General features: G+C 68.1%; 17 protein-coding genes and 1 pseudogene. 4 read left to right on the forward strand and 14 right to left on the reverse strand.

Annotated features, from left to right (window positions below):
- Positions 1 to 93, forward strand: a pseudogene (locus VE759_RS13370) (hypothetical protein); the annotation flags it as partial.
- Positions 90 to 518 (forward strand): type II toxin-antitoxin system VapC family toxin, encoded by a 429-nt coding sequence (locus VE759_RS13375; RefSeq protein ID WP_324933007.1) that lies wholly within the window; start codon positions 90 to 92, stop codon positions 516 to 518. The pseudogene VE759_RS13370 and the gene VE759_RS13375, both read left to right, overlap by 4 nt.
- A 26-nt stretch (positions 519 to 544) precedes the next feature.
- Here the strand turns inward: VE759_RS13375 and VE759_RS13380 are convergent, their stop codons facing one another.
- The 13 genes from VE759_RS13380 to glf all read right to left on the reverse strand — a co-directional run bounded on the left by VE759_RS13380 (position 545) and on the right by glf (position 21003).
- A complete protein-coding gene (locus VE759_RS13380; protein WP_414687909.1) occupies positions 545 to 2089 on the reverse strand; it encodes an acyl-CoA carboxylase subunit beta in 1545 nt (514 codons plus the stop codon).
- A 44-nt stretch (positions 2090 to 2133) separates the two neighbouring features.
- Positions 2134 to 7401: a polyketide synthase Pks13 gene (gene pks13 / locus VE759_RS13385; protein WP_324933013.1), complete on the reverse strand. Its 5268-nt coding sequence runs from the start codon at positions 7399 to 7401 to the stop codon at positions 2134 to 2136.
- Between the two features lie 69 nt (positions 7402 to 7470).
- Positions 7471 to 9375 (reverse strand): long-chain-fatty-acid--AMP ligase FadD32, encoded by a 1905-nt coding sequence (gene fadD32, locus VE759_RS13390; RefSeq protein WP_324933046.1) that lies wholly within the window; start codon positions 9373 to 9375, stop codon positions 7471 to 7473.
- 248 nt (positions 9376 to 9623) lie between these two features.
- Entirely contained in the window at positions 9624 to 10634 is a 1011-nt protein-coding gene (locus VE759_RS13395) for a cutinase family protein (protein WP_324933016.1), read from the reverse strand.
- A gap of 9 nt (positions 10635 to 10643) precedes the next feature.
- A complete protein-coding gene (locus tag VE759_RS13400) occupies positions 10644 to 11129 on the reverse strand; it encodes a DUF732 domain-containing protein (RefSeq protein ID WP_324933019.1) in 486 nt (161 codons plus the stop codon).
- A 13-nt stretch (positions 11130 to 11142) separates the two neighbouring features.
- Positions 11143 to 12027 carry an alpha/beta hydrolase family protein gene (locus VE759_RS13405; RefSeq protein WP_324933021.1) on the reverse strand — a complete coding sequence of 295 codons (885 nt, stop codon included), beginning with the start codon at positions 12025 to 12027 and terminating at the stop codon, positions 11143 to 11145.
- A 122-nt stretch (positions 12028 to 12149) separates the two neighbouring features.
- Positions 12150 to 13148 carry an alpha/beta hydrolase family protein gene (locus VE759_RS13410; protein ID WP_324933049.1) on the reverse strand — a complete coding sequence of 333 codons (999 nt, stop codon included), beginning with the start codon at positions 13146 to 13148 and terminating at the stop codon, positions 12150 to 12152.
- Positions 13149 to 13303: 155 nt separating this feature from the next.
- Complete coding sequence (locus tag VE759_RS13415; RefSeq protein WP_324933024.1) at positions 13304 to 14293, reverse strand: alpha/beta hydrolase family protein; 990 nt, start codon at positions 14291 to 14293, stop codon at positions 13304 to 13306.
- Between the two features lie 160 nt (positions 14294 to 14453).
- A complete protein-coding gene (gene zomB, locus VE759_RS13420; protein WP_414687908.1) occupies positions 14454 to 16505 on the reverse strand; it encodes a flagellar motor control protein ZomB in 2052 nt (683 codons plus the stop codon).
- Positions 16483 to 17397, reverse strand: a complete 915-nt coding sequence (locus VE759_RS13425) for a decaprenyl-phosphate phosphoribosyltransferase (RefSeq protein WP_324933029.1) — start codon at positions 17395 to 17397, stop codon at positions 16483 to 16485. Before VE759_RS13425 ends, zomB begins: the two co-directional genes overlap by 23 nt.
- A complete protein-coding gene (locus VE759_RS13430; protein ID WP_324933032.1) occupies positions 17394 to 17912 on the reverse strand; it encodes a phosphatase PAP2 family protein in 519 nt (172 codons plus the stop codon). Before VE759_RS13430 ends, VE759_RS13425 begins: the two co-directional genes overlap by 4 nt.
- A gap of 2 nt (positions 17913 to 17914) precedes the next feature.
- Positions 17915 to 19813, reverse strand: coding sequence for a glycosyltransferase (locus tag VE759_RS13435; RefSeq protein ID WP_324933035.1), 1899 nt, complete (start codon positions 19811 to 19813; stop codon positions 17915 to 17917).
- Complete coding sequence (gene glf / locus VE759_RS13440; protein WP_324933038.1) at positions 19810 to 21003, reverse strand: UDP-galactopyranose mutase; 1194 nt, start codon at positions 21001 to 21003, stop codon at positions 19810 to 19812. Before glf ends, VE759_RS13435 begins: the two co-directional genes overlap by 4 nt.
- Positions 21004 to 21231: 228 nt before the next feature.
- On the opposite strand from glf, the gene VE759_RS13445 reads away from it, so the two are divergent.
- The gene (locus VE759_RS13445; RefSeq protein WP_324933041.1) at positions 21232 to 22251 is read left to right on the forward strand and encodes a hypothetical protein; all 1020 of its coding nucleotides are present in this window, start codon (positions 21232 to 21234) and stop codon (positions 22249 to 22251) included.
- A gap of 93 nt (positions 22252 to 22344) precedes the next feature.
- The gene (locus VE759_RS13450; protein ID WP_324933043.1) at positions 22345 to 23967 is read left to right on the forward strand and encodes an N-acetylmuramoyl-L-alanine amidase; all 1623 of its coding nucleotides are present in this window, start codon (positions 22345 to 22347) and stop codon (positions 23965 to 23967) included.
- Here VE759_RS13450 and VE759_RS13455 read toward each other — a convergent pair.
- A complete protein-coding gene (locus VE759_RS13455) occupies positions 23951 to 24781 on the reverse strand; it encodes an HAD family hydrolase (protein WP_324933055.1) in 831 nt (276 codons plus the stop codon). The genes VE759_RS13450 and VE759_RS13455 overlap by 17 nt on opposite strands.
- Between the last annotated feature and the right edge of the window lie 20 nt (positions 24782 to 24801).

Raw genomic sequence — 24801 nt, forward strand, 5'->3', positions numbered from 1 at the left:
CCGCTGATCACCGACCGCACCCCCATCACCAAGCGCGAACGCGAGGAGATCCTCGGATACGACCCCAACACCGGAGTCCGAGCACCGCAATGATCATCGACAGCAGCGCCATCGTGGCGCTGATCCAGGGCGAGCAGCCCCACTCCGCCCAAGTCGCCGCCGCCCTGGCCGGTGCCCGTGGTCCGGTCATGTCAGCGCCCGCCGTCGCCGAATGCCTCATTGTTTTGACCGCCCGACACGGCCCCGTCGCACGCACCATCTTCGAACGACTACGCAGCGAAATCGGCTTAGCCGTAGCACATTTCACCGACGAACACGCCACCGCTGCACAACGCGCCTATCTCCAGTACGGCAAGGGCCGCCACCCCGCCGCACTCAACTTCGGCGACTGCATAACCTACGCGGCCGCGCGGCTCAGCCACGAACCCCTGCTCGCAGTCGGCAATGACTTCCCTCAGACCGACCTCGAGTTCCGCGGCATCATCGGCTACTGGCCCACGCCGAGCACGACAACCTAGCGCCTACGCGCGCAGCCCGTACATGTCTAGATCGGCAGCAGGCCGTGCTTGCGTTGCACCCGTCCGTGCTTTTGCTTGTCGCGCAACAGATGCAACGACTTGCGCAGCAGCAGCCGGGTCTCGTGCGGTTGGATGACCGCGTCGATGAACCCCCGCTCGGCGGCGATCCACGGGATCGCCATGTTCAGGTTGTAGCCGTCGATGAACTGCTTCTTGACCGCCTGAGCCTCTGGGGCATTCGGGTCGGGGAAGCGCCTCATCAGCAGCTGCGCTGCGCCCTCGGCGCCGATAACCGCGATGCGCGCGGTCGGCCACGCGAAATTCAAATCGGCACTCAACTGCTTGGATCCCATCACGGCGTACGCGCCGCCGTAGGACTTGCGGATGGTGATGGTCACCTTCGGCACGTCGGCCTCCACGACCGCGTTGAGGAACCGGCCGCCGCGTTTGATGATTCCGTTCTTCTCCTGCTCCACGCCCGGCAGGAACCCGGGGGTGTCGACCACGAAAACCACCGGCAAGTTATAGGAGTCACAGAACCGGATGAATCCGGCGGCCTTGTCCGACGCCTCGTTGTCGATCGATCCGGACAGGTGCATCGGCTGGTTGGCGATGACCCCGACGGGGTGGCCGTCGACCCGGGCGAAGGCGGTGATGATCGCCTGGCCCCGCTGCGCACCGACGTCGAAGACATCACCGTCGTCGAAGATCCGCAGCAGGATCTCGTGCATGTCGTAGGCGGTGTTGTCGCTGTCCGGCACGATCGAGTCCAGCTCGAGGTCGTGCGGGGTGATCTCCGGCTCCAGTCCCGGGTTGACGATCGGCGGATCGTCGAACGTGTTGGCGGGCAGGAAGCTCAGGTAGTCACGGACGTACTGGAACGCCGCCCGCTCGTCCTCGACGACTTGATGAATGTTGCCGTACCGGGCCTGCGCGTCGGCGCCCCCGAGTTCGTCGAGCGTGACGTCTTCACCGGTGACGTCCTTGATCACGTCAGGCCCGGTGACGAACATGTAGCCCTGGTCGCGCACCGCCACCACCAGGTCGGTCTGGATCGGCGAATACACCGCTCCTCCAGCACATTTGCCCAGGATGATCGAGATTTCCGGCACCAAACCGCGCAGCAACTCGTGGCGGCGGCCCAGCTCGGCGTACCACGCCAGCGACGTGACGGCGTCCTGAATCCGGGCCCCACCGGAGTCGTTGATGCCGATGATCGGGCAGCCGACCATCGCGACCCACTCCATCAGCTTGGCCACCTTGCGGCCGAACATCTCGCCCACCGAGCCGCCGAAAACCGTTTGGTCATGCGAGAACACGCCGACCGGCCGGCCGTTGATGGTGCCGTGCCCGGTGACGACGCCGTCGCCGTAGAGCGCGTTCGGGTCACCCGGCGTGCGGCACAGCGCGCCGATCTCCAGGAAGCTGCCCGGGTCCAGCAGCGCGTGGATACGGGCCCGGGCGCTGGGGATGCCCTTCTTTTCGCGTTTGGCCGCGGCCTGCTCACCGCCGGGCTCCTTGGCCAGGTCCAGCTTCGCGCGCAGTTCGGCCAGCTTTTCCGCGGTGGTCACGGGGTGGGCCCCAGCGGGGCGCGCGAGATTCTCAGCGGTCACCGCTACTTCCCCACCTTCGTTTCGGCCTCGATCTTGTGCACCGCCTGGCTCATGTGCGCGCCGACCTTGGCGACGATCGGCTCGTCGATGGCCTGGATGTGCTCGCCTCCGATGGGCACGATCTCCAGATCGGAAACGTATTCGCCCCAGCCGCCGTCGGGCTTACGGACGGCATACCGCGGCTCGAACATGATCGCGTCGTCGTGGTAGCGGTCGGCCATGTACAGCGTGACGTGACCGTCGTACGGCTGGATCCGCACGGTGTCGAGCGCGCGGTTGTCCAAATAGGACGTGCGCTGGTGCTCGACGATCCCGCCCGGGATCTCCACGCCGCTCTGCTTGACCGCCTCGAGCACGAACCTGACCTGGCCCTCGTCGTCGAGCTCCTCGAGCTGCTCGTACGGGATCTCCGGGATCGTGACGTTGAACGTCTTCTCGGCGAACCGCGCGTAGCGCTCCCAGCGCTTGCGGGTCTCCTCCTTGGTCTGCGGCACTTCCTCCCCCGGACGGACCGCGTCGATCAGCCCGACGAACGGAACCTCGCAGCCGAGCCGTTTGAGCCCGACGGCGCACGCGTAGGCCAGCGCCCCACCAAGCGACCAGCCGGCAAGGATGAACGGTCCGTTGCCCTGCAGCTCCCGCAGCTTCGGCACATACCGCTCGGCGCGCTCCTCGATGGTGCCGTCGACGCGCTCGAAGCCGTACATCGGCGTGTCCTCGGGCAGTCGCTTCAGCAGCGGCTCGTAGACCACCGTTGAACCGCCGGCGGGGTGGAACACGAACACCGGTACCTTGTCGGCGCCCTCGGGCCTGGCCCGCAGCGTGCGGACGAAACCGTCGATCTGGCCGGCCTCGAGATACCGCCGCACCTTGTCGGCCAGCGACTCGATCGTCGGTGACGTCCGGATGTCGTCGACCGTGATCGGGCCGTCGGCACGCTCGGTCAACCGCTGCGCCATCTTGGCGGCGGCCCCGTCGTCGAGTGTGGGCAGCGTGTTGAAGATGCCGCCGGGGGACTTGCCGGTGACGGTCGCCCATGTCGCGAACGTGACCCGCTCGGCCGCGTCGCGCGGCGGCACGTCCGAGTTGAGCGCCTTGGCCACCGCTTCCTGATTCAGCGCCCGGGCGGCGCCCGCCAAGTTCGGTTGCGCCGTTTCTCGCGGCGGCCCCTCGGGGTTGTCCGCCGCCGGGGGCGGCGGAACCTCCTGCGGCGGAGCCTCCTGCGGCGGAACCTCCCGCGCCGAAACCTGCTCCCCCACCACCGGGCTCGCGCCGCTGATCAGCTCCTGCTGTGCCTTGGCGATCTCCTCGGCCGTCTGGGTCTGCTGGTAGTCGTGCAGCTGCCGCACCTCGTCGCGGTGCTCGATCGCGTACTCGATCAGCTTCTCGACGTTGTACAGGTTCGCGTCGCGCACCGCCTGCAGCTGGATCGGCGGCAGGTCGAAGTCGTACTCGACGCGGTTCTTGATCCGCACCGCCATCAGCGAGTCCAGGCCGAGCTCGATCAGCGGCACCTCCCACGGCAGGTCCTCGGGCTCGTATCCCATCGCCGCCGACACGATCGTGGCCAGCCGCTGACCGACCGTCTCACCCGAATCCGGCGACCACTTCGCGAAGCTCGCGCCCATCGCGACGCCCTGCGTCAGGTTGTCATGCAGGATCGCCGGAGCCGCCTCGGCGGCGACGTCATATTCGGCGTCCTGCCGTTCCTCCGGTGCAGCAGCGGGCTGCGTCGACACCGGCGCGGCGACCACCGCCCCCGTTGCCACCGCGGTCGGCAGCACGGCCGCCTGCCCGGCGCGGGCCACCACCGCGTCGTAGACCAACGTGAACGATTCGTCGATGCGGGCATGCACCTGCACCGACGCGCCGCCCGGGTGCCGGGTGAGCGTCGTCACCAGCCGCGCACCCTCGCCGGGCACCGCGCGTTGTTCGGACGCCGTCAGCTGTGCATCCGGAAGTACCTGGGCCGCGGCGGCTTTCACCAACTCGCCGAGGTCGGTCTCGCCGCGGGACCGGAACTCCCACACGTGGCGGCCGTCGGGCATCGCGACGTGGGCGCCCGGCATGATCGCCGACCCGTCAGCGGATAACTGCGCGTCGAGCCAGTGCGGCTTGCGGCGGAATCGCGTCCGCGGAATGTCCGCGTAGTCCTGCGGGCCGGTAGCCGGGGTGAACAGGGTCCAGATGTCGAGAGCGTGGCCGTACACATAAAGCTGCGCCATCGCCGCGGTCATCGCGTCGACCTCGTCCTGCTTGCGCGCCAGCGTCGCGATCAGCTGCGCGTCGGGCAGGCCCGCGGCGGCGGTCGTCAGACCCACCTGCATCAGCGCCACCGGGTTGGGCGCCAGCTCGAGGAACGTGGTGTGGCCGCTGTCGACGGCATTGCGGATGCCCTGCGTGAAGTGCACGCTGTGGCGCAGGCCCTTCTTCCAGTACTCGACATCGTGGATCGGCTCGCCGCCCGGCCTGATGTAGGTGCCCTCGTGCACGGTGGAGAAGTATCCGGTGGTCAGCGGCAGCGGCGCGATGCCCTGCAACTCGGCCGACAGCTCGCCGAGCAGCGGGTCCATCTGCGAGGTGTGGCTGGCGCCCTTGGTCTGAAACTTGCGGGCGAACCTGCCTTCCTTCTCGGCGCGCTCGATGATCGCGTCCACCTGGGCCGGCGGGCCGCCGATCACGGTCTGGTTCGGCGCGGCGTACACGCACACCTCGAGGTCGGGGTAGTCGGAGAACACCGTCTTGATCTCGTCGGCGGAGTACTCGACCAGCGCCATCAACCGGATGTACTCGCCGAACAGCATCGCCTCGCCCTCGCCCATCAGGTGAGAGCGCGCGCAGATGGTCCGGGTGGCGTCCTTCAGCGACAGGCCACCGGCGAAGTACGCCGCGGCGGCCTCACCCAGCGACTGGCCGATCACCGCCGCCGGCTTTGCGCCGTGGTGGCGCAGCAGCTCGCCCAGCGCGACCTGGATCGCGAAGATCGTGACCTGCGTGGTCTCGATGCCGTAATCCTGTGCGTCGTCGAGGATCAGCTCGACGATCGAGTAGCCCAGCTCCTCCTGGATCAGCGCGTCGACCTTGTTGATCCAGTCCGCGAACACCTCATTGCGCAGGTACAGGCTCTTGGCCATCTTGCGGTGCTGCGCGCCGAACCCGGCCAGCACCCACACCGGGCCGCTGGTGACCGGGCCGTCGGCGGCGAACATGTTCGGGTTCGGCTTTCCCTCGGCGAGCGCGCGCAGGCCCTTGATCGCCTCGTCGTGGTCGTGGGCCAGCACCACCGCTCGTGACCGGCCGTGGTTGCGCCGCGACAGCGCGCGGCCGATCGACTCCAGCGACGACGCGCGGCCTTCCGGGCTGTCCATCCAGTCGGCCAGCTCGGCGGCCGCGGCCTTCTTGCGTGACGTCAAGAACGCCGACACCGCGAGCGGAACCACCGGCGTTGGGACGCCTTGCGCCGCGAGCTCTTCCAGCGCGGCCTCGCGCAGCCGCACCGCCTCGTCGGTCAGGCCCGGCAGCGCGGATTCTGCTTCCTCTTCGGCGACGACAGGCTCATCGGCGATGAACTCGCCGTACTCGTCGAAGCGCACGCCGCCGACATACGCCGCTTCCGGCTCGTGCGGCTGCTCCTCGATGACTGGCTCCGGCTCGGGCTCCTTCTCGATGACGTCGCGGGGCAGCACCTCGCGCAGCACCAGGTGCGCGTTCGCGCCGCCGAAGCCGAACCCCGACACCCCGGTGATCGCGTAACCGCTGTAGCGAGGCCACTCGGTGACGGCGTCGGCCAGCCTCAGATGGACCGCGTCGAAATCGATGTACGGATTGGGTCCCGCGTAGTTGATCGACGGTGGCACCTTGTCGTGCTGCAGCGCCAGCACCATCTTGGCCAGGCTGGCCGCGCCTGCCGCCGACTCCAGGTGTCCGACATTGGATTTCACCGCGCCCAGCAGCGCCGGCTTGTCTGATGCGCGGCCCTTGCCGACCACGCGGCCCAGCGCGTCGGCCTCGATCGGGTCACCGAGAATCGTGCCGGTGCCGTGCGCTTCGATGTAGTCGACGGTGCGCGGGTCGATGCCCGCGTCCTTGTAGGCCTTGCGCAACACGTCGGCCTGCGCGTCGGGATTGGGCGCCAGCAGGCCGTTGGACCGGCCGTCGTGGTTGATCGCGCTGCCCGCGATCACCGCGAGGATCTGGTCGCCGTCGCGGCGGGCGTCGTCGACCCGCTTGAACACCAGCATGCCGCCGCCCTCGGCGCGCGAGTAGCCGTCCGCGTCGGACGAGAACGACTTGATCCGGCCGTCGGCCGCAAGCACGCCGCCGACCTCGTCGAACCCGATCGTGACCATCGGCGTGACCAACGCATTGACGCCGCCGGCGATCGCGACCTCGCACTCACCGGCGCGCAGCGCCTGCACGGCCTGGTGCGCCGCGACCAGCGAACTCGAGCACGCGGTGTCCACCGCGACCGACGGCCCGCGGAAGTCGTAGAAGTACGAGACCCGGTTGGCGATGATCGAGCTCGCGGTGCCGGTGATCGCATACGGGTGCGCGACGGCCGGGTCGGCCACCGCCAGGAAGCTGTAGTCGTTGTTGGACGCGCCGATGAACACGCCGACGCTGTGGCCGCGCAGGGTCGACGCCGGAATCCTGGCGTGCTCCAACGCTTCCCACGTCAGCTCGAGCGCCATCCGCTGCTGCGGGTCGAGATTGTCTGCTTCCATCTTCGACAGCGCGAAGAACTCGGCGTCGAAGCCCTTGATGTCGGACAGGTAGCCGCCGCGCGTGCGGGCCTTGGCGACCCGCTCGGCGATCCGCGGCTCCCCGAGGAACTCCGTCCACCGGCCCTCGGGCAGGTCGGTGATCGCGTCGCGGCCCTCCAGCAGCGCCTGCCACGTTTCCCCCGGCGAGTTCATTTCGCCGGGGAAGCGGGTGGACAACCCGACGACGGCGATATCGGCCACCTCGCGTTCGCGTGACCAGTCCTCGTCGTCGCCCTCGTCCACCACGACCGGCTCGCCCTCGACGATGCGGGTGGCCAGCGACTCGATCGTCGGATGCTGGAACGCGACCGTGGCCGACAGTATGACACCGGTGAGGTCCTCGATGTCTGACGCCATCGCGACCGCGTCGCGCGACGACAGGCCCAGCTCGACCATCGGCACGGTCTCGTCGATCGCATCGGGCGACTGGCCCGTGGCGTTGGCCACCCAGTTGCGCAGCCAGGTGCGCATCTCGGCGACGGTCATATCGGTTTGGTTCTCAGCCATATTGGGGGCCTCGCTATGAGCCGGACCGCCGGCTCGTCTTTGTCGGTGCCAAATATCCTGCTGTTCTTGTCATTCCGTCTCGTCGGGGAACGCATCGACCCGGGCATAGCCGCCGCGCAGGCTGCCGTCGATGTAGGCCGCCCGGCACGCGCGGTGCCCGATCTTGCCGCTGGACGTCCGCGGGATCGACCCGGCCGGCACCAGCAGCACGTCACGCACCGTCACACCGTGGCGTACCGCGATAGCGGCGCGGATGTCGTCGGCGATCGGCTGGATGTCGGTCTTGTGCGCACCGGGCGCGCGCTCCCCGACGATCACCAGTTGCTCGGAGGTGTTCTCGGGGTCGTACTTCAGGCCCGAGTGCGGGTTCTCGAACACCACCTGCGGCAACCTATTGGCGGGCACCGAGAAGGCCGCGACGAAGCCGGCCCGCAGCGCACGGGGCGCGGCCTCCTGGGCGGTGTACTCGAGATCCTGCGGGTAGTGGTTGCGGCCGTCGATGATGACGAGGTCCTTGACCCGGCCGGTGACGTAGAACTCGCCGTGCAGATAGGCACCGAGGTCGCCGGTGTTCATCCACAGACCGTCCTCGGGCGCACCGTCGGCGTGCGACGGGCTGGTCCGCGACTTCAGCACATTGCGGAAGGTCTTCTCGGTTTCCTCCGGGCGGTTCCAGTAGCCCGAGCCCATGTTGTTGCCGTGCAGCCAGATCTCGCCGACCTGCCCGTCGGGCAACTCGCTGGCGGTCTCGGGGTCGACGATCACCGCCCATTGGTCCAACCCGATCTTTCCGCACGACGCCTGCGGCACCGCGTTCGGCGAGTCGGCCGACACCTCGACCAGCTTGCCGTTGTGCAGTTCCTCGCGGTCGACACAGATGATGTGCGGCGCCGCGTACGGGTCGGTGGTCGACACGAACAGGGTGGCTTCGGCCAGGCCGTAGGACGGTTTGATCGCGTTCGGGTTCAAGCCGTACGGCGCGAATGCATCGGTGAATTTCTTCATCGACGCCTTGGAGACCGGCTCGGCGCCGTTGAGGATGGCGAGCACGTTGGACAGGTCCAGCGGCGGGTCGCCCTCCTTCGGCAGACCACGCGTGGCGGCGTGCTCGAACGCGAAGTTCGGCGCCACCGAATAGCACTGCCCGTGGTCACCGTCCTTGACGGCGAGTTCGCGGATCCATCGGATCGGCCGGCGCACGAACGCCGCCGGCGTCATGAACGTCACGTACCGGCCGATGATCACCGGCAGCGTGATCGTGATCAGGCCCATGTCGTGGAAGAACGGCAGCCACGTGACGCCGCGCTGGCCCTCCTCGGCCTTCAGCGCCGTCATCACCTGGGCGATGTTGGTGGCCAGCGACAGGTGGGTGATCTGCACGCCGGCCGGGGTGCGCGTCGAGCCGGATGTGTACTGCAGGTAGGCGATGGTGTGCTCGTCGGGGGCATCGGGCTGCACCCAGGTCGATGCGACCTCGTCGGGCACCGCGTCGACCGCGATCACCCGCGGCCGCTCGTTGGCCGCACGGTTGCGGAAAAACTTGCGCACGCCTTCGGCGGACTCGGTGGTGGTCAGGATCGTGCTTGGCTCGCAGTCGTCGAGCACGGCGTGCAACCGGCCGGTATGGCCCGGCTCGCTGGGATCGAACAGCGGCACCGCGATCCGACCCGAATACATCGCGCCGTAGAACGACACCAGGTACTCGAGGTTCTGCGGGCACAGGATCGCAACCCGGTCACCCGGTTCGGTGACCTGTTGCAACCGGGCCGCGATGGCGCGGTTGCGCTGGCTGAACTGCGCCCACGTCAGATCCCGCGCAACACCCTCCCGCTCCGTCGAGAAGTCCATGAACCGGTACACCAAGTGGTCGCCGCGAGTCTGGGCCCACCGCTCGACGTGGCGCACCATGCTGGCGCCCTCGGGAAACCTGATCCGGCCGGTCCGCTTGTCGAGAAACGGGTTGACGTAGGCCAACGTCATGTCACACTCTCCTGTCGAACCACACTCTGTAGGTCGGCCCTCGCACGCGCGCGCCGGTCGGTCCCGCACGGTCCCCGTCGATCAATCAAAAGCCCAAACCTCAAAGATCGTACAGAGGCCCGAGCGGTTGTCGCTCGGGCATCGGATCGTGGCGACCGACTATCGCCGGTCTTAGTTATTTCTTAATGTTAGGTGCTCGCAGCTTACCCGACCAAATCGAACCGCGACTCTTATGCAGGTCGTCACCCGTGTTTGGGATGCGGGGCGTTGTCGACCATATTCTTTGCCCAATTCAGCGCCCATGCGGTGGCCGGCTGACCGTCCAGGCTCCAGAACTGTGTCGTCGCATACAGCGCGTGCACCGGCTGGCCGGCGCCACCGGCCAGCACGTTGAGCGTGGTCGGCAGGTTGGTGATGTTGAACGCTTCCTCGGGCGCCGAGCAGATCAGATCCCCCGCCCCGCATATCTCATTGACGCGGTTGTTCAGCGCGCCGAACCCGCCCGGCCGCGCACCCGTCATCGTCAGACCCAGCGTCGACAGCACGGGCACCTCGTGCAGTGTGATCTCGGCCCCCTGGCCCGGCGCGTTGGGGCCGACGTCCTGGCCGACGCCCGGCTGGCGGCGCCCGTCGGCGATCAGGGTGACACCGAGCACCAGGTCCTCGTCCACCGGGCCCCTGCCGTTGCCGATATCGCTGGCGATGTCGCCGGCGATCACCGCACCCTGGGAGAAGCCGACCAGCACATAGCTGGTCAGCGGGCAGCGGGCGTTCATGTCGCTCATCGCCTTCTGCATGGCGCGGGTGCCCTCCGCGCGGCTGTCGTTGTAAGAGATCTGGTTGTCGTTGGACAGCGGGTTATGAAACTGCGCGGTGTACGGGACCGTGTACGCCTCCACCCGGCCCGCGCCGAACTGCTCGGCGATCGGCCGGGTGACGTTCAGCAGCAATGCCTTTGGGAACTGCACGGGGTTGAGTGGGTCGTCCTGGTCCGATGACTCCCAGGTACCGGGAACCGAGATCAACTGCACGTCGGGGCAGCTGGCGTCCTGGGATGCCGGCCGCGGCTTCTTGGTGGTCGGCGGCGCCGCGCCCGGTGGCTGGGCGACCGGCGGTGCCGGCGACACCGGCCCGGACGGCGCACGCAGCATGATCACCAAAACCGTGACGAGCAGCGCCACGACCACGGCCATCGCCCCGGCCGCGACCAGTGCCAGGATCCAGTGGCGCCGGCGCCGTCTGTTTTTCGCCATTCTCTCCTGCTAGCAGAGTCGTTCTGATGCGATGCGAATATAGCTGCCCGTGACGGCGTCGACGTCGCCGTCGGACGGTGCCGTCGAGTTGGGGTGGGCGTTGCGGATGTCGCCATTGACCAACGGACGGACGAAGTCCCACACCGCTTGCGGGCTCTGTCTGGCGGCGCGGGCCTGACACACATAGGAGCCGATGCTCAGCGCCAACAGCTCGCTCGACGGGCGCACGCCCTCGCCGCGCAACGCGTCGAGATAGTTGCGCTGCTGCGCGGTCACGATCAGCTTTGGCGGCGGCGCGGGCGGCGGGCCGGGCGCGGGCAGCACCGACCGCACCGGGGCGTCGGTGGGCGCGGCGGACTGGCTGCTGGCGGCGGGCAGCTCCAGGCTGGTCATCAGGCCGTCGGTGGCGGCGCAGCCCGACAGCACAGCGGCAGCGGCGACGGCCACGCCCGTGGCCGCTGACCGGCGTGACCGGCGCGCGGGCGGCTGTTGCACGCCTCCAAGGTACCTAGCGGATGGTCGCCACGACGTCGCCCGACATCACCGCCAGCTGCGGCCCCCAGCTCGACCAGTCGTGGTTGCCGCTCGGCGGGAAGTCGAAATGGCCGTTGCGTCCGCCGACCTGGCGATAGTGCTGATAGTAGGCCCGGTTGCTGCCCGCCGCCTGGTCGGCGTAGTCGATCATCGCCGGTCCGTCGGTGGTGACCGTGTTTGCCGGGCTGAACAGCCAGATTCTCGTGTTGTTCTGCGACAGCAGCGACACGTGCACGTCGGGGTCGTGCCACTTCCACCGGCCCAGCTGCGGCAGCCCCCACATGTTGCGCGTGTCCACGCCGCCGTACCGCTCCATGCCCGCGGTGATGGCGCCGTTCATGAAGGTGTTCGACGGCGTCAGGAAGCCCGACATCGAGCCGGCATAGACGAACCGCTCGGGGTGGAACGTGGCCATCGCCATCGCGCCGGTACCGCCCTGCGATGCGCCGACGATCGCGTGCCGGTCCGGCGCCAGCCCCTTGTTGGCCGACAGCCAGTTCGGCAGCTCGTCGGACAGGAAGGTCTCCCACTGCCGGCTGCCGTCCTGCTCCCAGTTCGTGTAGAGGCTGTACGCGCCGCCGGCCGGGGCGACCACCGAGATGCCCTTGCCGGCCAGCGTGTTCATCGCGTTGCCCGCCGTCACCCAGTTGCTCACTGTGTCGCCCGCGTTGAACGCATCGAGCAGGTACACGGCGTGTGGCCCACCGCCGAGGAACGCGACCGGGATGTCGCGCCCCATCGCACCCGACGGCACCATCAGGTACTCGACGTCGGCGGCCTTGGCGCCCACCGACGTGCCCGTCCACAGTCCCGCGGCCAACACAACCGTCAGCACCGCCCGTAGCAGCGCGCGCGCCATAACAGCCCTCCTGCCCTCCGAAACCCGCAAGGTAGTGAACCACATCACCTCAGCACATGGCTCCGAAAATGGCTAACGGCGGCGACCCGTGCTGGTCGCCGCCGTCAGCCATTGACGTGCGCTTACGCGCTGGGAGATGCACCGAGCACGCGCTGCAGGTCGGGCTTCATCGCCTGCAGTTGAGCACCCCAGTACTCCCAGCTGTGCGTTCCGGTCGTCGGGAAGTTGAACACCCCGTTGTTGCCGCCGGCCGCAATGTAGTTGTCCTTGAAGGTCTTGTTCGTACGCAGCGTCAGACCCTCCAGGAACTTGGCGGGCACGTTGTCGCCCGCGACCGTGCCGCCGATTTCACCCGGGTTGCCGCTGCCGCAGTAGACCCAGACGCGCGTGTTGTTGTCGACCAGTTTCTTGATGTTGACCATCGGGTCGTTGCGCTGCCAGGCCGGGTCGCTGGACGGGCCCCACATGTCCGCGGTCTTGTAGCCGCCCGCGTCGCCCATCGCCATGCCGATCAAAGTCGGCCACCAGCCCTCGGACGGGTTCAGGAAGCCCGACAGCGAGCCGGCGTAGGGGAACTGCTGCGGATGGTAGATCGCCAGGTTCAGCGACGCCGAGCCGGCCATCGACAAACCGACAGCGGCACTGCCGGTCGGCTTGACCTGCTTATTGGACTGCAGCCAGGCCGGTATCTCCTGGGTCAGGAAGGTCTCCCAGTTGTAGGTCAGGCAACCGGTCTTACCGCAGGCCGGCTTGTACCAGTTCGTGTAGAAGCTGGACTGGCCACCGACGGGCATCACGACCGACAGGCCGGACTGGTAGAACCACTCGAACGCCGCCGTGTTGAGGTCCCACCCGTTGAAGTCGTCCTGCGCGCGCAGGCCGTCGAGCAGGTAGACCGCGGGCGAGTTGGCTCCTCCGCTTTGGAACTGAATCTTGATGTTGCGACCCATCGACGCCGATGGCACGTCCAAGTACTCGACTGGCAGCCCGGGCCGTGAGAACGCCCCCGCAGTCGCCGAGCCGCCGGCGATGCCCACGAGGCCGGGTAGCAGGGCAGCCACCGCGGCCGCCACCACAAGCCGACGCGACCAGCGGCCTCGCATCTTCTCAACGAACTTCATACAGCTCATCCCATCTGTTTCGGTATGCCGCACGACAATGCGTTCGCGACGCTGCCGTCTGGTCTGCGGGTACGCGCTCGCCGACGCCGTGCCCTGGTAGTCAACCACATCGTGATGCGATCGACATACTTGTGTGATCTCGTCGGTCCCCCTCGCTACTTGCTGATTGTCGCGAGCAGGTCCGGCTTCAACGCGGTCAACTGAGATCCCCAGTACGGCCACGAATGGTTGCCCGACGACGGGAAGTTGAAGGTGGCGTTGTGGCCTCCGGCCGCGACGTATGCCTGCTGGAAGTCCTTATTGCTCTTGATCGCCATCGACTCGAGGCTGTTGGCGTTGAAGTCCTGGCTCGCATCGGCGTTCGCGTCCAGTTCCGTCTTGCCACCGGGCGCGCAGTAAATCCACAGCCGGGTGCCGTTGTTCGCGATGGTCGCGGCCTGCTTGACCGGGTCGTTGCGTTTCCACGCCGGGTCCCACGGTGCGCCCCACATGTCATCGGGGTTGTAGCCGCCCGCATCCATCATCGCGAAGCGGATGGCCTGCGTCATGAACAACGCCGACGGGTTGAGGAAGCCCGACAACGAGCCGGCGTAGACGAACTGCTGCGGGTGATACGCGGACAGGATCAGCGCGGAGTTGCCCGACATGGACAGCCCCACCACGCCGTTGCCGGTCGTCGAGACCTGCTTGTTGGCCGCCAGCCAGGACGGCAGTTCCTGAGTCAGGAACGTTTCCCAGTTGTAGGTGGCCGTCCCCGCCTTGCCCTTCGCCGGCTTGTACCAGTTGGTGTAGAAGCTGGACTGCCCACCGACCGGCATCACGACCGAGATGCCGCTCTGGTAGAACCACTCGAACGCCGGGGTGTTGATGTCCCAGCCGTTGAAGTCGTCCTGGGCGCGTAAACCGTCGAGGAGGTACAGCGCGTGCGGGCCGCCGCCCTGGAACTGAATGCGGATGTTGCGGCCCATCGACGCCGATGGCACATCCAGGTACTCGACTGGCAGACCCTCGCGGGAAAACGCCTGCGCGGTCGGCGATCCGCCGGCCATCACCGACAACGCCGGTAGCATCAAAAACGCCGCCATCGCAATCGCGAGGCGACGAACCCATGTCCACACAGCGCTGACGCTGTCTGTCTTAACCATCTGTTGCTGTAACCATCCGTTCAGTGTCCGGTTCGGGTCCGGGTGTTCTCTTCCGTGGCACTGCAGCGGCAAGCGCTGGACGCGCTTGACTGGTTATCGCCCCCACATGGTGGCGGCGTTACCAACACCGGCGCCCGGCCAGCTAACACTTCGTTGATGGCTAGGGCCCCGTCGCCGGTAGGCCAGTGTAGGGGGTGCGGCCGATATTCGGCTCACCGAGGCCGCATCGGCGCAGTTCGTACTCCGGCACGCGGTCGATCCGATATCGCGTGAATTCGGCCGCATGCAGCACGTTCGAGGCGAACCGGCGCAGTCCCATCGGGCCGCGGATCGAGTTCAGCATCGCGTCGGTTTTGGGGCAGCGCAGTGCCGCCTCGGCGTCGGCCACCCACTGCTCGTCGAGGTACGTCGGCAGGAACGGATACTGCTTCAGCCACGGCCCGTCGGCGACAACCCAGTCCGGGAACAGGTTTTTGTCGTGCCCGATGCGGCCGTCTTCCATGCGCGCCGTGTGCGCCGCCAGCGGGTTTGCCAGGCCGATCTGGTCGAGCACCCGCACGTCGAGGCTGGTGTTCATGCCGACCATGCCGAGGTTGGTGAAAAACACTGTGTGCGGCCCGTTTTGCATCGCCTTCGGATCCGGTGGCGCGCCGGGGGCCGCCGGCGGCGGCGGAATCGCCGGGACGACGTCCCACTGAGTGTAGTTGCCGGACGGCAGGAGTAACGCGCCAACCGGGGTGTTCTTGATGGCCTCGAGCGCGGCCCGCATGCGGGGGTAGTCCAGATAGTCCTCGGCGGTCAGTGGGTGGGCGTTCCCGGTGGCCTGCGCGTAGAACCGGCGTTCGTCGACGATCCCGGAATAGGTCACCCGCGTCGCGTCGGCACCCATCCCGGGCGAGTTCGCCGCCCACAGCGACCAACCCGCGACGGCAAGCCACAGCATCGTGGTCACCCCGGCCACCACCCGGCCGGTTTCGCGGGAGTACTTCGTCCCGTCGGGCAGCATCACCGGAATCACCGCGATCGGAGTCAGCAGACAGAACAGTGGCGTCAGCAAAACCCGGCCGTGCATGAAATCGCCGCCCTGCCGTATCCAGTACGCCGCCTGCACGAGCCCACTGAAGACCATGAACACCACCACCGCGGCGGGGTTTTGCACCGCGCGGGCCAGCCACCCGTACCCCGGTGGCGGCACGGTGCGCGGAATCCACCACGGCCTGCTGCGGGTGGCCAGCACCACCACGGCCAGCGCCGCGAGCAGGATGGCCGCCAGCCACAGCGCATATGGCCGGTCGAAGTTCTGCAGGTAGATCAGGCCCTGCGGCCATTTCGACCCGGTCGCGTCCTTGGCCAGCGCCGGCGACGGCACCAGCAGCCCGTAGTAGCCCATCCGGAAGATCTGGTAGCCGACCGGCAGCAGGCCGGCGGCCACCACGATCAGCAGCCGTCGCCGCCAGCCGTGCGCCGCGATGAGCATCATCACCAGTGCCAGCCCGCCGACCAGGGCCAGCTCCGGCCGGACCAGCACGGAAAGCCCCGCCACGAAGGCCAGCGCGCCGGTGAACCACGGCCCGACGACGTTGGCCGGCTCGACGTCGACGGCGCGCCCGGCCGGTGGGCTGCCGCGCCGGGCCAGTGCCGGACGCTGCTGGGGGATCGGCACGGCCGGCCTGACTCGCAGCGCCTGCGACCAGCACACCATCATCCACCACAGCATGCCCAAATACGTTGTCACCAAGCCGTTTTCCAGCCCTGACGTGGCGAAGTCGCGGACCGGGGGCACCGCGATGTACACCAGCGCTCCGGCCGGCAGCAGCAACGCTCGCCGGCCGGTCAGGTTCGGCGCGAACAGTCGCGCGGTGCCCAGCATCATGAACACCACACCGAGCACGCTGAACAGCAGGGCCAGCACGAGCGCGACATACTCCAGCCGCGCCGCGCCGGCGACCCAGCCGCCGACATAGAGCAGGTATGTCCACAGCGCCGAGGTGTTGGCCTCCACCCGCTCGCCGACGTTGAACACGGGTCCGTTGCCGGCCAACAGGTTTCGCACCGTGCGCAGCACGATCAGGCCGTCGTCGCCGATCCACCGTCGCTGCCACGCGCCCCAGGTGTAGAGGGCCGCGACCACCACCACGCTCACCCAGAGGCTCACCCGCACCGTCCATTCGGCGGGCCGGGGGTAGGCCTCAGCCGAGGAAGACGGCCGCACCGACGGTCCCGATCCAGGCCAGGGCGAGCAGCTGCAACACCCGGTCTCGCAGCGCGATCTCTTCCGGTTCACCGGCCAGGCCGGCGTCGACGTCGACGGCGTACCGCAGCACCCCGATCGTGAACGGGATCATCGAAACCGCAAACCACGACGCGGTAATGCCGTCCCGCTCAAAGGCCCACAGCCCATAGCACACCACCAGCGCGGTCGCCGACAGCGTCCACATGAACCGAAGATACGAGCCGGTGTAGCTCTCCAACGACTTGCGGATCTTGGCCCCGGTCCGCTCGGCCAGCTGCAGCTCGGCGTACCGCTTACCCGCCGCCATGAACAGCGAGCCGAACGCCATGACCAGCAGGAACCACCGCGACAGCGGGATATGTGCGGCCACACCACCGGCGATCGCCCGGATCAAAAAGCCCGACGACACGATGCAGATGTCAATCACCGCTTGGTGTTTCAGTCCGAAGCAGTAGGCCACCTGGATGCCCAGATAGATCACCATGACCAGCGCCAGGCCCGGATTCACCAGCCAGGAGAACGCGACCGACGCCACCCCGAGCCCGCCCGCCATGGCGTACGCCAGCCATTCCGGCACCACGCCGGCGGCGATTGGCCGGAACCGTTTGGTGGGGTGTTGGCGGTCGGCCTCGACGTCGCGGGCGTCGTTGACCAGGTAGACCGCGGAGGCGGCCAGGCAGAACACCGCGAAAGCCGCGACCACCCTGATCAGCACGTCGGCGTAGTCGTATCGGACCGGGCCGCCCAGTGACGCCAGCGGCGCCGCCAGCACCAGCAGGTTCTTCACCCATTGGCGGGGCCGCACGGCCTTGACGATCCCGACGACCAGGTTCTCCGGCGGCCCGGTGACCGGGGCGGCCTCCTCACTCATCGTGTTCCTCCGATGGCCTTGACCAGTCGAGCGACCCCGGCGCCGACCACGACACCGGTCAGCACGTCGCTCGGGTAGTGCACGCCGAGCACCAACCGCGACAATCCCATCGGCGGCACCACGAGGGCGGGCAGTGGCAGCCCGGTCAGCGGCGCCAGCAGCATCGTCGCCGCGGTGGTGGAGGTGGCGTGCGCGGACGGGAAGCTCAGCGCGCTCGGTGTGCCGACATTGACGGCGACCGCCGGATGCTCCGGCCGTGGCCGCCGGACCACTCTCTTGATCAGCACCGCCACGGCGTGGGCGACGACTGCACCGACGCCGGCGAGCAGCCAGGCACGCAGGCGCCGCGGCTGCACCACGGCACCGACCCCGGCCACCAGCAGCCAACCGATGCTGTGTTCCCCAAAACGCGACAGGGCCAGGGCGGCCGCGAGCACCCCGGGCCGGTCGGCAAGCGTGGATTGCACGACAACCAGCGCGGCCACCTCGCCACGAGGCGCAGCCATCTCCGGCATGCTCAGCCGTTTCCCGCGCTCGAAAGCAGCACCGATTCCCACCTCTGCGTGCTGGACAACACCGGCAGCGCCTCGCGGTAAGTGCGGCGCATCTCGTCGAACCGCTTGGCCAGCATGCGTTGCCGGCGCAGCGACTGGGTCAGCAACGACAACATCTTGGCCCGGTCCCGTTGGCGATAGACGACACCGCGGCCATCGGCCGTCGTGACCGTCACACCGTCGACGTTGCACAGCAGGAACCATCGCGAATCCTGCGTCGGCACGTTGAGTTGCGGACGCCGGTGGTGCGCGGTATCGGCCTTGGTCATGTTGTGCAGCACGCCCCGGACCAGCCGGACCGCCTTAGCGGGAGCCGTTTTGGGCTCGGCGACCGCGCCGACGATCCCCGACGGCGGCGGCAGCTCGGTGGCCGCCGGGAGCACCACGGCATCGGGATAATCCCGCCTGATCCGGTGCACCTCCGGCAGCGCCGACCCGAGGATCGAGAAGATGTGCTCGGGGCCGGCGAGGAAGTCGTCGATGGCCCTGTTCTGAATGGCCACGGTCGAATACTCAAGGCACAGCAGGTGTTTCAGCGTCGCCTTGAGCATGCTGCGGCGCAGACCCTTGACGTCGCCGTCCCAGTGCATCGCGGCGACCACCAACCGGTTGCGCAGGTGAAAGTAGGCCTGCCAGTCGATCGCGTCGTCCTTGTCGCTCCACGCCATGTGCCATATCGCGGTGCCGGGCATGGTCACCGTCGGATACCCGTGCTCGGCCGCACGCAGGCCGTAGTCCGCGTCGTCCCACTTGATGAACAGCGGCAGAGGCTGGCCGAGCTCCTCGGCCACCTGCCGCGGGATCATGCACATCCACCACCCGTTGTAGTCGACGTCGATCCGGCGGTGCAGCAGCTTGCTGTGTTTGTTCTCTTTGTCGCTCAGCGGTTTCCGCGCAAAATCGTGGTCATACCTGGCGTGCGGGGCCGACGTCCACATGAAGTTCGCCCGGTTCACCACCTCACCCATCACATGCAGATGCGACGGGTCCTGCAGGTTGAGCATCTGGCCGCCGACCAGTGTCGGCGTCTTGGCGAACCGGTTCATCGCCAGCGCCCGCAGCACCGAGTCCGGTTCGATGCGGATGTCGTCGTCCATGAACAGGATCTGCTGGCAGTCGGTGTTTTTCAGCGCCTCGTACATCACCCGGCTGTAACCACCGGAGCCGCCGAGGTTGGGCTGGTCGTGGACCGACAGTCGATCGCCCAGTGACGCGGCGACTTCGGCGAACTGCGGGTGGTCGCGCAGCTTACGGGTGCCCTGGTCGGGGACGATGACCGCTCCGATCACCTCGTCCACCAAGGGATCCGACGTCAGTGTGCGCAACGCGTTGACGCAGTCGCCCGGCCTGTTGAACGTCGGAATGCCGACCGCAATGTTGGCCAGGCCCGGTGCGGGCACCGGGGCGTACCATCCCGCGCTGTGCAACACGACCGCGCTGTCGGTGGTGATGTCGAACCAGATCCAGCCGCCGTCCTCGAACGGCTCGAGGCCGATCTCGAACTCCAACACCGCAGGCGCAGGCGGCTCGTTGCCGGCGAATCGACTGCCCTGCACCGAGATGCGGGCGGCGGTGGCCTTGCTCCGGTATACGTCGACGCGACCCGTGCCGGACAGTTCCGCGCGCAGCACCACCGACTTCAGCGTGCTCCAGCGTCGCCAGTAGCTGGCCGGAAATGCGTTGAAGTAGGTCGCGAACGACACCTCCGATTCCGGGCCGATCTGCAGCGCGGTGCGGGTGGTGGCGTGCGCGCGCCGCGAGTTCGTGGTCGACTCTTCGACGTACAGCTTGCGCACGTCGAGCGGTTCCCCCGGCGGCGGCAAGATGACGCGGGCCAGCGGGCTGACGGCCTTGGCAGTCATGCGCGGCCGCCTTCGTCAAGCGCAATGCCGTCGCGCAGGTGCGGCGCCAGCACGTTGTCGTACATGTTGAGCGCGCTGGCGATCGCCATGTGCATGTCGAGGTACTGGTAGGTGCCCAAGCGGCCGCCGAAAAGCACGCCGGCCGAGGCGGTTTCGCCCTTGGCCTTGGCGCGGTATGCGGCAAGCAGCGCGCGGTCGCCCTCGGCGTTGATCGGATAGTACGGCTCGTCGTCGTTACCGGCGAAGCGCGAGTACTCCCGCATGATCACCGTCTTGTCGTCCGGGTAGTCGCGCTCCGGGTGGAAGTGGCGGAACTCGTGGATGCGGGTGTAAGGCACGTCGAGGTCGCTGTAGTTCATCACGGGGGTGCCCTGGAAGTCGCCGGTCGCCACCACTTCCACCTCGAAATCCAGGGTGCGCCAGCCTAACCGGCCCTCGGCATAGTTGAAGTAACGGTCCAGCGGTCCGGTGTAGACGACCGGGGCGCCCGGGCTGGCCTCCCGCAGTTCGTCGCGCACATCGAACCAATCGGTGTTCAGCCGCACCTCGATGCGGTCGTCGGCGGCCATGTTCTTCAGCCACGCGGTGTACCCGCCGACCGGCAGCCCCTCGTATGTGTCGTTGAAGTAGCGATTGTTGAAGTTGTAACGCACCGGCAGCCGGGTGATGTTGGCCGCCGGCAGCTCCTTGGGGTCGGTCTGCCACTGCTTGGCGGTGTAATTCTTGAAGAAGGCCTCGTACAGCGGACGACCGATCAACGAGATCGCCTTTTCCTCTAGGTTCTGCGCGTCGGCGGGGTCGATTTCTGCGGCCTGGTCGGCGATGAGCCTGCGGGCCTCGTCCGGGGTGAAGTAGCGGCCGAAGAACTGTGACACCAGGCCAAGGCCCATCGGGAACTGGTAGGCCTGTCCGTTGTGCAACGCGAAAACCCGGTGCTGGTAGCCGGTGAACTCGGTGAACTGGCGGACGTAGTCCCACACCTTCTTGTTGGAGGTGTGGAACAGGTGAGCGCCGTACTTGTGTACCTCGATGCCGGTCTGCGGCTCGGGCTCGGAGTACGCGTTGCCACCGATGTGCGGGCGCCGCTCGACGACCAGGACACGCTTGTCCAGCTGCGTGGCCACGCGTTCAGCGATAGTCAGACCGAAAAATCCGGAGCCTACGACGAAGAGATCGAAGCGAGCTGTCATCGGCAGCTAGGGTATCCGACCTTGCTGGTGTCGCCGGTGCGCTAGCGGCTCAAGGTCGCGATTAGCTCACAATTCGATCTCGTCACTCTAGACACATCTGTCACATCAGTACCATCAAACACGTTGGCATTGGCGGGTCGGGGCGCACGAGCGTTCCTCCGCATGTACTAACGCGCAGTTCGACCAGCACAAGAACAGATAACACTAGTCCAGATTGAGGAGACTTCCGTGCCGAACCGACGTCGACGCAGGCTCTCGACGGCCATGAGCACAGTCGCCGCCCTGGCCGTGGCAAGTCCATTCGCGGTGATCACCGTGTCCGAATTGGCGGCGCGCACAAAGCCGGCGCCACAACAGCATGAGTTCGTGCAGGCCGCGGTCGTGACGGACCTGCCCAACGAGTTGATGTCGGCCCTGCAGCAGGGACTTTCGCAGTTCGGCATCAACCTGCCGCCGCTGCCAACCGGGCTGAGCCCGGCGGGAGCTCAACCGCCGTCCGTCGGCCCCGGGCTGACCTCGCCGACCCTGACCGCACCAGGCGCCACGACCCCGGGGCTGACCGCACCGAGCGCCACCACCCCCGGGCTGACCGCACCGAGCGCCACGACCCCCGGGCTGACGGCGCCAAGCGCGACGACCCCGGGGATGACCATGCCCGGCGCTACCGCACCCGGGTTGACCTCTCCCGCCGGAACAACCCCGGGCCTTACAGCGCAGCCGGCGACCGTGTCACCCGGGACGGCCACCGCTCCGTCGCTCACCGATCCGGCGCTGACCAACCCGGCACTGACCAGCCCCGGCGCAGCGGCACCGGGCGTGACCACGCCGGCGGCCGCGCCCGGTGCGCCTAATCCGGCGCTCACCAGCCCGGCCGGCTTGACACCTGGCATTGCACCCGGCGGGACGCCGGGTCTTGCACCCGGCCTGACACCGGGTCTGCCCAGTGAGGTGCCGATCTCAGCGCCGATCGGCGGCGACGCTGGCCTCGGGACCACATATCCGCTCGTGGGCGGCGATCCGTCGCTGGGCGCCTCGTCGCTGGCGACACCCGCCGGCACCGGCGGTGGCAGTGGTGGCCTGCTGAGCGACCTGACCAGCACGGCCAGCCAGTTGGGCGCAGGCCAGGCGATCGACCTGCTGAAGGGCGTGCTGATGCCGATGGTCACATCGGCCATCCAGCAGGGCGCAGCCGGGGCCGCCGCGCCGGCCGCCGCGCCGGCACCCGCGCCGCCGCCGACTGGCGGGTAGCCCGTCGGCCGACAATTCGGCCAATTGTTATCACTGCGCGACACGGCCGTGTCGAAACAGGAGTAACAGCAGCCTCATAAGTAACATCGGGCCGTGCCGTGCCGCCGTTCCGCACCGCCGCTTTTGTTCACCGCAATCGCGGCGACCGTGATGCTGCTGCCGTGCGCGGTGTACGGCCTGCCGGGCGACCGACGCGGGCATGACCAGCCGCCCGCGTCGGCGGCGACACAGCTGGCCCAGCAGCCACTGACCGCCCCGGCGGGCACCGAGACGATTAGGGAGGTCACCCAGTCCACCCCGTTCTCGGTGGTGGCGTTGACCAGTGAGGATCTGACCGGCACGAAGGTTCGGTTCCGGGCCAGGCGGTCCGACGGCTCGTGGGGACCGTGGTACGACGCGGAGACCGACGAGACCGACGCCGCCGAACCGGCGGTCATCGCGCATAGCCCCCGCGGCACCGCGCCGATATACGTCGGCCGGACGACGTCGGTGCAGATCGCGGTCACCCGACCGCCGGCCCCGCCGCCGAATCGCCAGCCTGCTCTTGGCTACATCCCGGCCAACGTCGAACAGCCGCTCGGGCAGAACCTGACCGCGGTACTCATCAGCCCGCCGCAGACACCGGCCGACGCCCAGTGGTCACCGCCGACGGCGCTCGTCCCCGCGGGGCAACCACCCAACATCATCAGCCGCGCCCAATGGGGCGCCGACGAGTCGATGCGGTGCGGAACGCCCAAGTACGACAATGCAATTCGGGCCGGTGTGGTGCACCACACCGCGGGCAGCAACGACTATTCGCCGGCGGATTCGGCCGAGATCATCCGGTCCATCTACGCGTACCACACCCGCACGCTGGGCTGGTGCGACATCGGCTACAACGCGCTGGTCGACAAGTACGGCCAGGTCTTCGAGGGCCGGGCCGGCGGTATCACCAAGGCGGTCGAGGGAACGCATGCCGGCGGCTTCAACACCGACACCTGGGGCGTCGCGATGATTGGCGATTACACCGCGGTCCCGCCGACCCCGGTGGAGTTGCGCGCGGTCGGCAGGCTGCTGGGTTGGCGCCTCGCGCTGGACCACGTGGACCCGAGGGCCACCGTGGTGCTGAAGTCGGACGGCGGCCCGTTCACGTTCTTTCCGGGTGGCGCGACACCGACGCTGCCGACCATCTTCGCCCACCGCGACGTCGGCAACACCGCCTGCCCGGGCGACGCCGCCTACGCGCTGATGGACCGGATCCGCGACATCGCCGCCCGGTTCAACCAGCCGCCCAACGCCGAGGACCTGGCCGACTCGCTGCGGGGCGGCGCCATCTACCAGCGGTGGCAATCCCTTGGCGGCATGAGCAGCTTCCTCGGTGCGCCGACGTCGCCGGAGGCCGCCGGTGAGGGATCGGCGCGCTACGTCAGGTTCGCCAAGGGAGCCGTCTACTGGTCGCCGGGCACCGGCGCCCAGCCGATCGCCGGCGCCATTTACGACGCGTGGGCCAACCTCGGCTTCGAGCGCGGGCCGCTCGGGATGCCGACCAGCGGCGAGATCCAGGAGCCGCAGTGGATCGGGCAGAACTTCCAGCACGGCACGCTGAACTTCGACCGCGAAAGCGGCCAGGTCACCCGCGTGCTCGACGGTGTCGCGGCGCAGCTGCCGCCGACCCCGGCCAGCGGACCACCGCCGCAGATCGAGCGGTTCTCCGCGCCGATCAAGCCTCTGAACTAGCCAGCCACCAGCGTTCCAGCACCCGCGCGACGCCGTCGTCGGTGTTCGGGGCGGTCACCTCGTTGGCCGCGGCCAGCGCGTCGGGATGCGCGTTGCCCATCGCCACGCCGTGACCCGCCCACACCAGCATCGGCACATCGTTGGGCATATCACCGAACGCCACGACGTCGTCGGCGGCGATGCCCAGCGGCCGGGCGACCTCGTCGACGCCGCTTGCCTTGCTGATGCCCACCGGCACTACCTCCACCAAACCGTTGTTGGTCGAGTACGTGATCTCCCCCTCCGCGCCAACGTGTTTCGCCAGCGCGGCGGCCATGTCGTCGCTGCGGGCGCCGGCCTTGCGGATCAGCAGCTTGACCGCGGGCGCGCTGAGCAGGTCCTGCAACGAGACCTCGGTGTTGTCCGGGTTCAGCCAGGCGTGCTCGTAGCCCGGTGAGCTGACGAACTGCGGGGTGGCGGCGTCGTGGGCACTGCGGCCGACGCGCTCGACGGCCAGCCCGGCCCCGGGAATGGTGCGGGTGGCGATTTCGGACAGTTCACCAAGCATGTCGGGCGAAAGCGTTCGCGCCGACACGATCCGGTCCGCGGCCGAATCGTAGATCACCGCGCCGTTGGCACACACCGCCATCGGCGCGAACCCGAGGGCGTCCACGACGGGCGCGACCCAGCGCGGCGGCCGGCCGGTGGCGAGCACGAAGGTCGCTCCCGCGGCCACGGCGGCGCGCACCGCGGCACGCGTGCGTTCGGTGACCGCCTCGTCGTCGGTGAGCAGGGTGCCGTCCACGTCGCTGGCGATGAGCGCCGGCAACGTCATCGCCGCGATCCGCCCTTGCT

Origin of the sequence: Mycobacterium sp. (assembly GCF_035640695.1) — a bacterium.
GTDB lineage: Bacteria > Actinomycetota > Actinomycetes > Mycobacteriales > Mycobacteriaceae > Mycobacterium.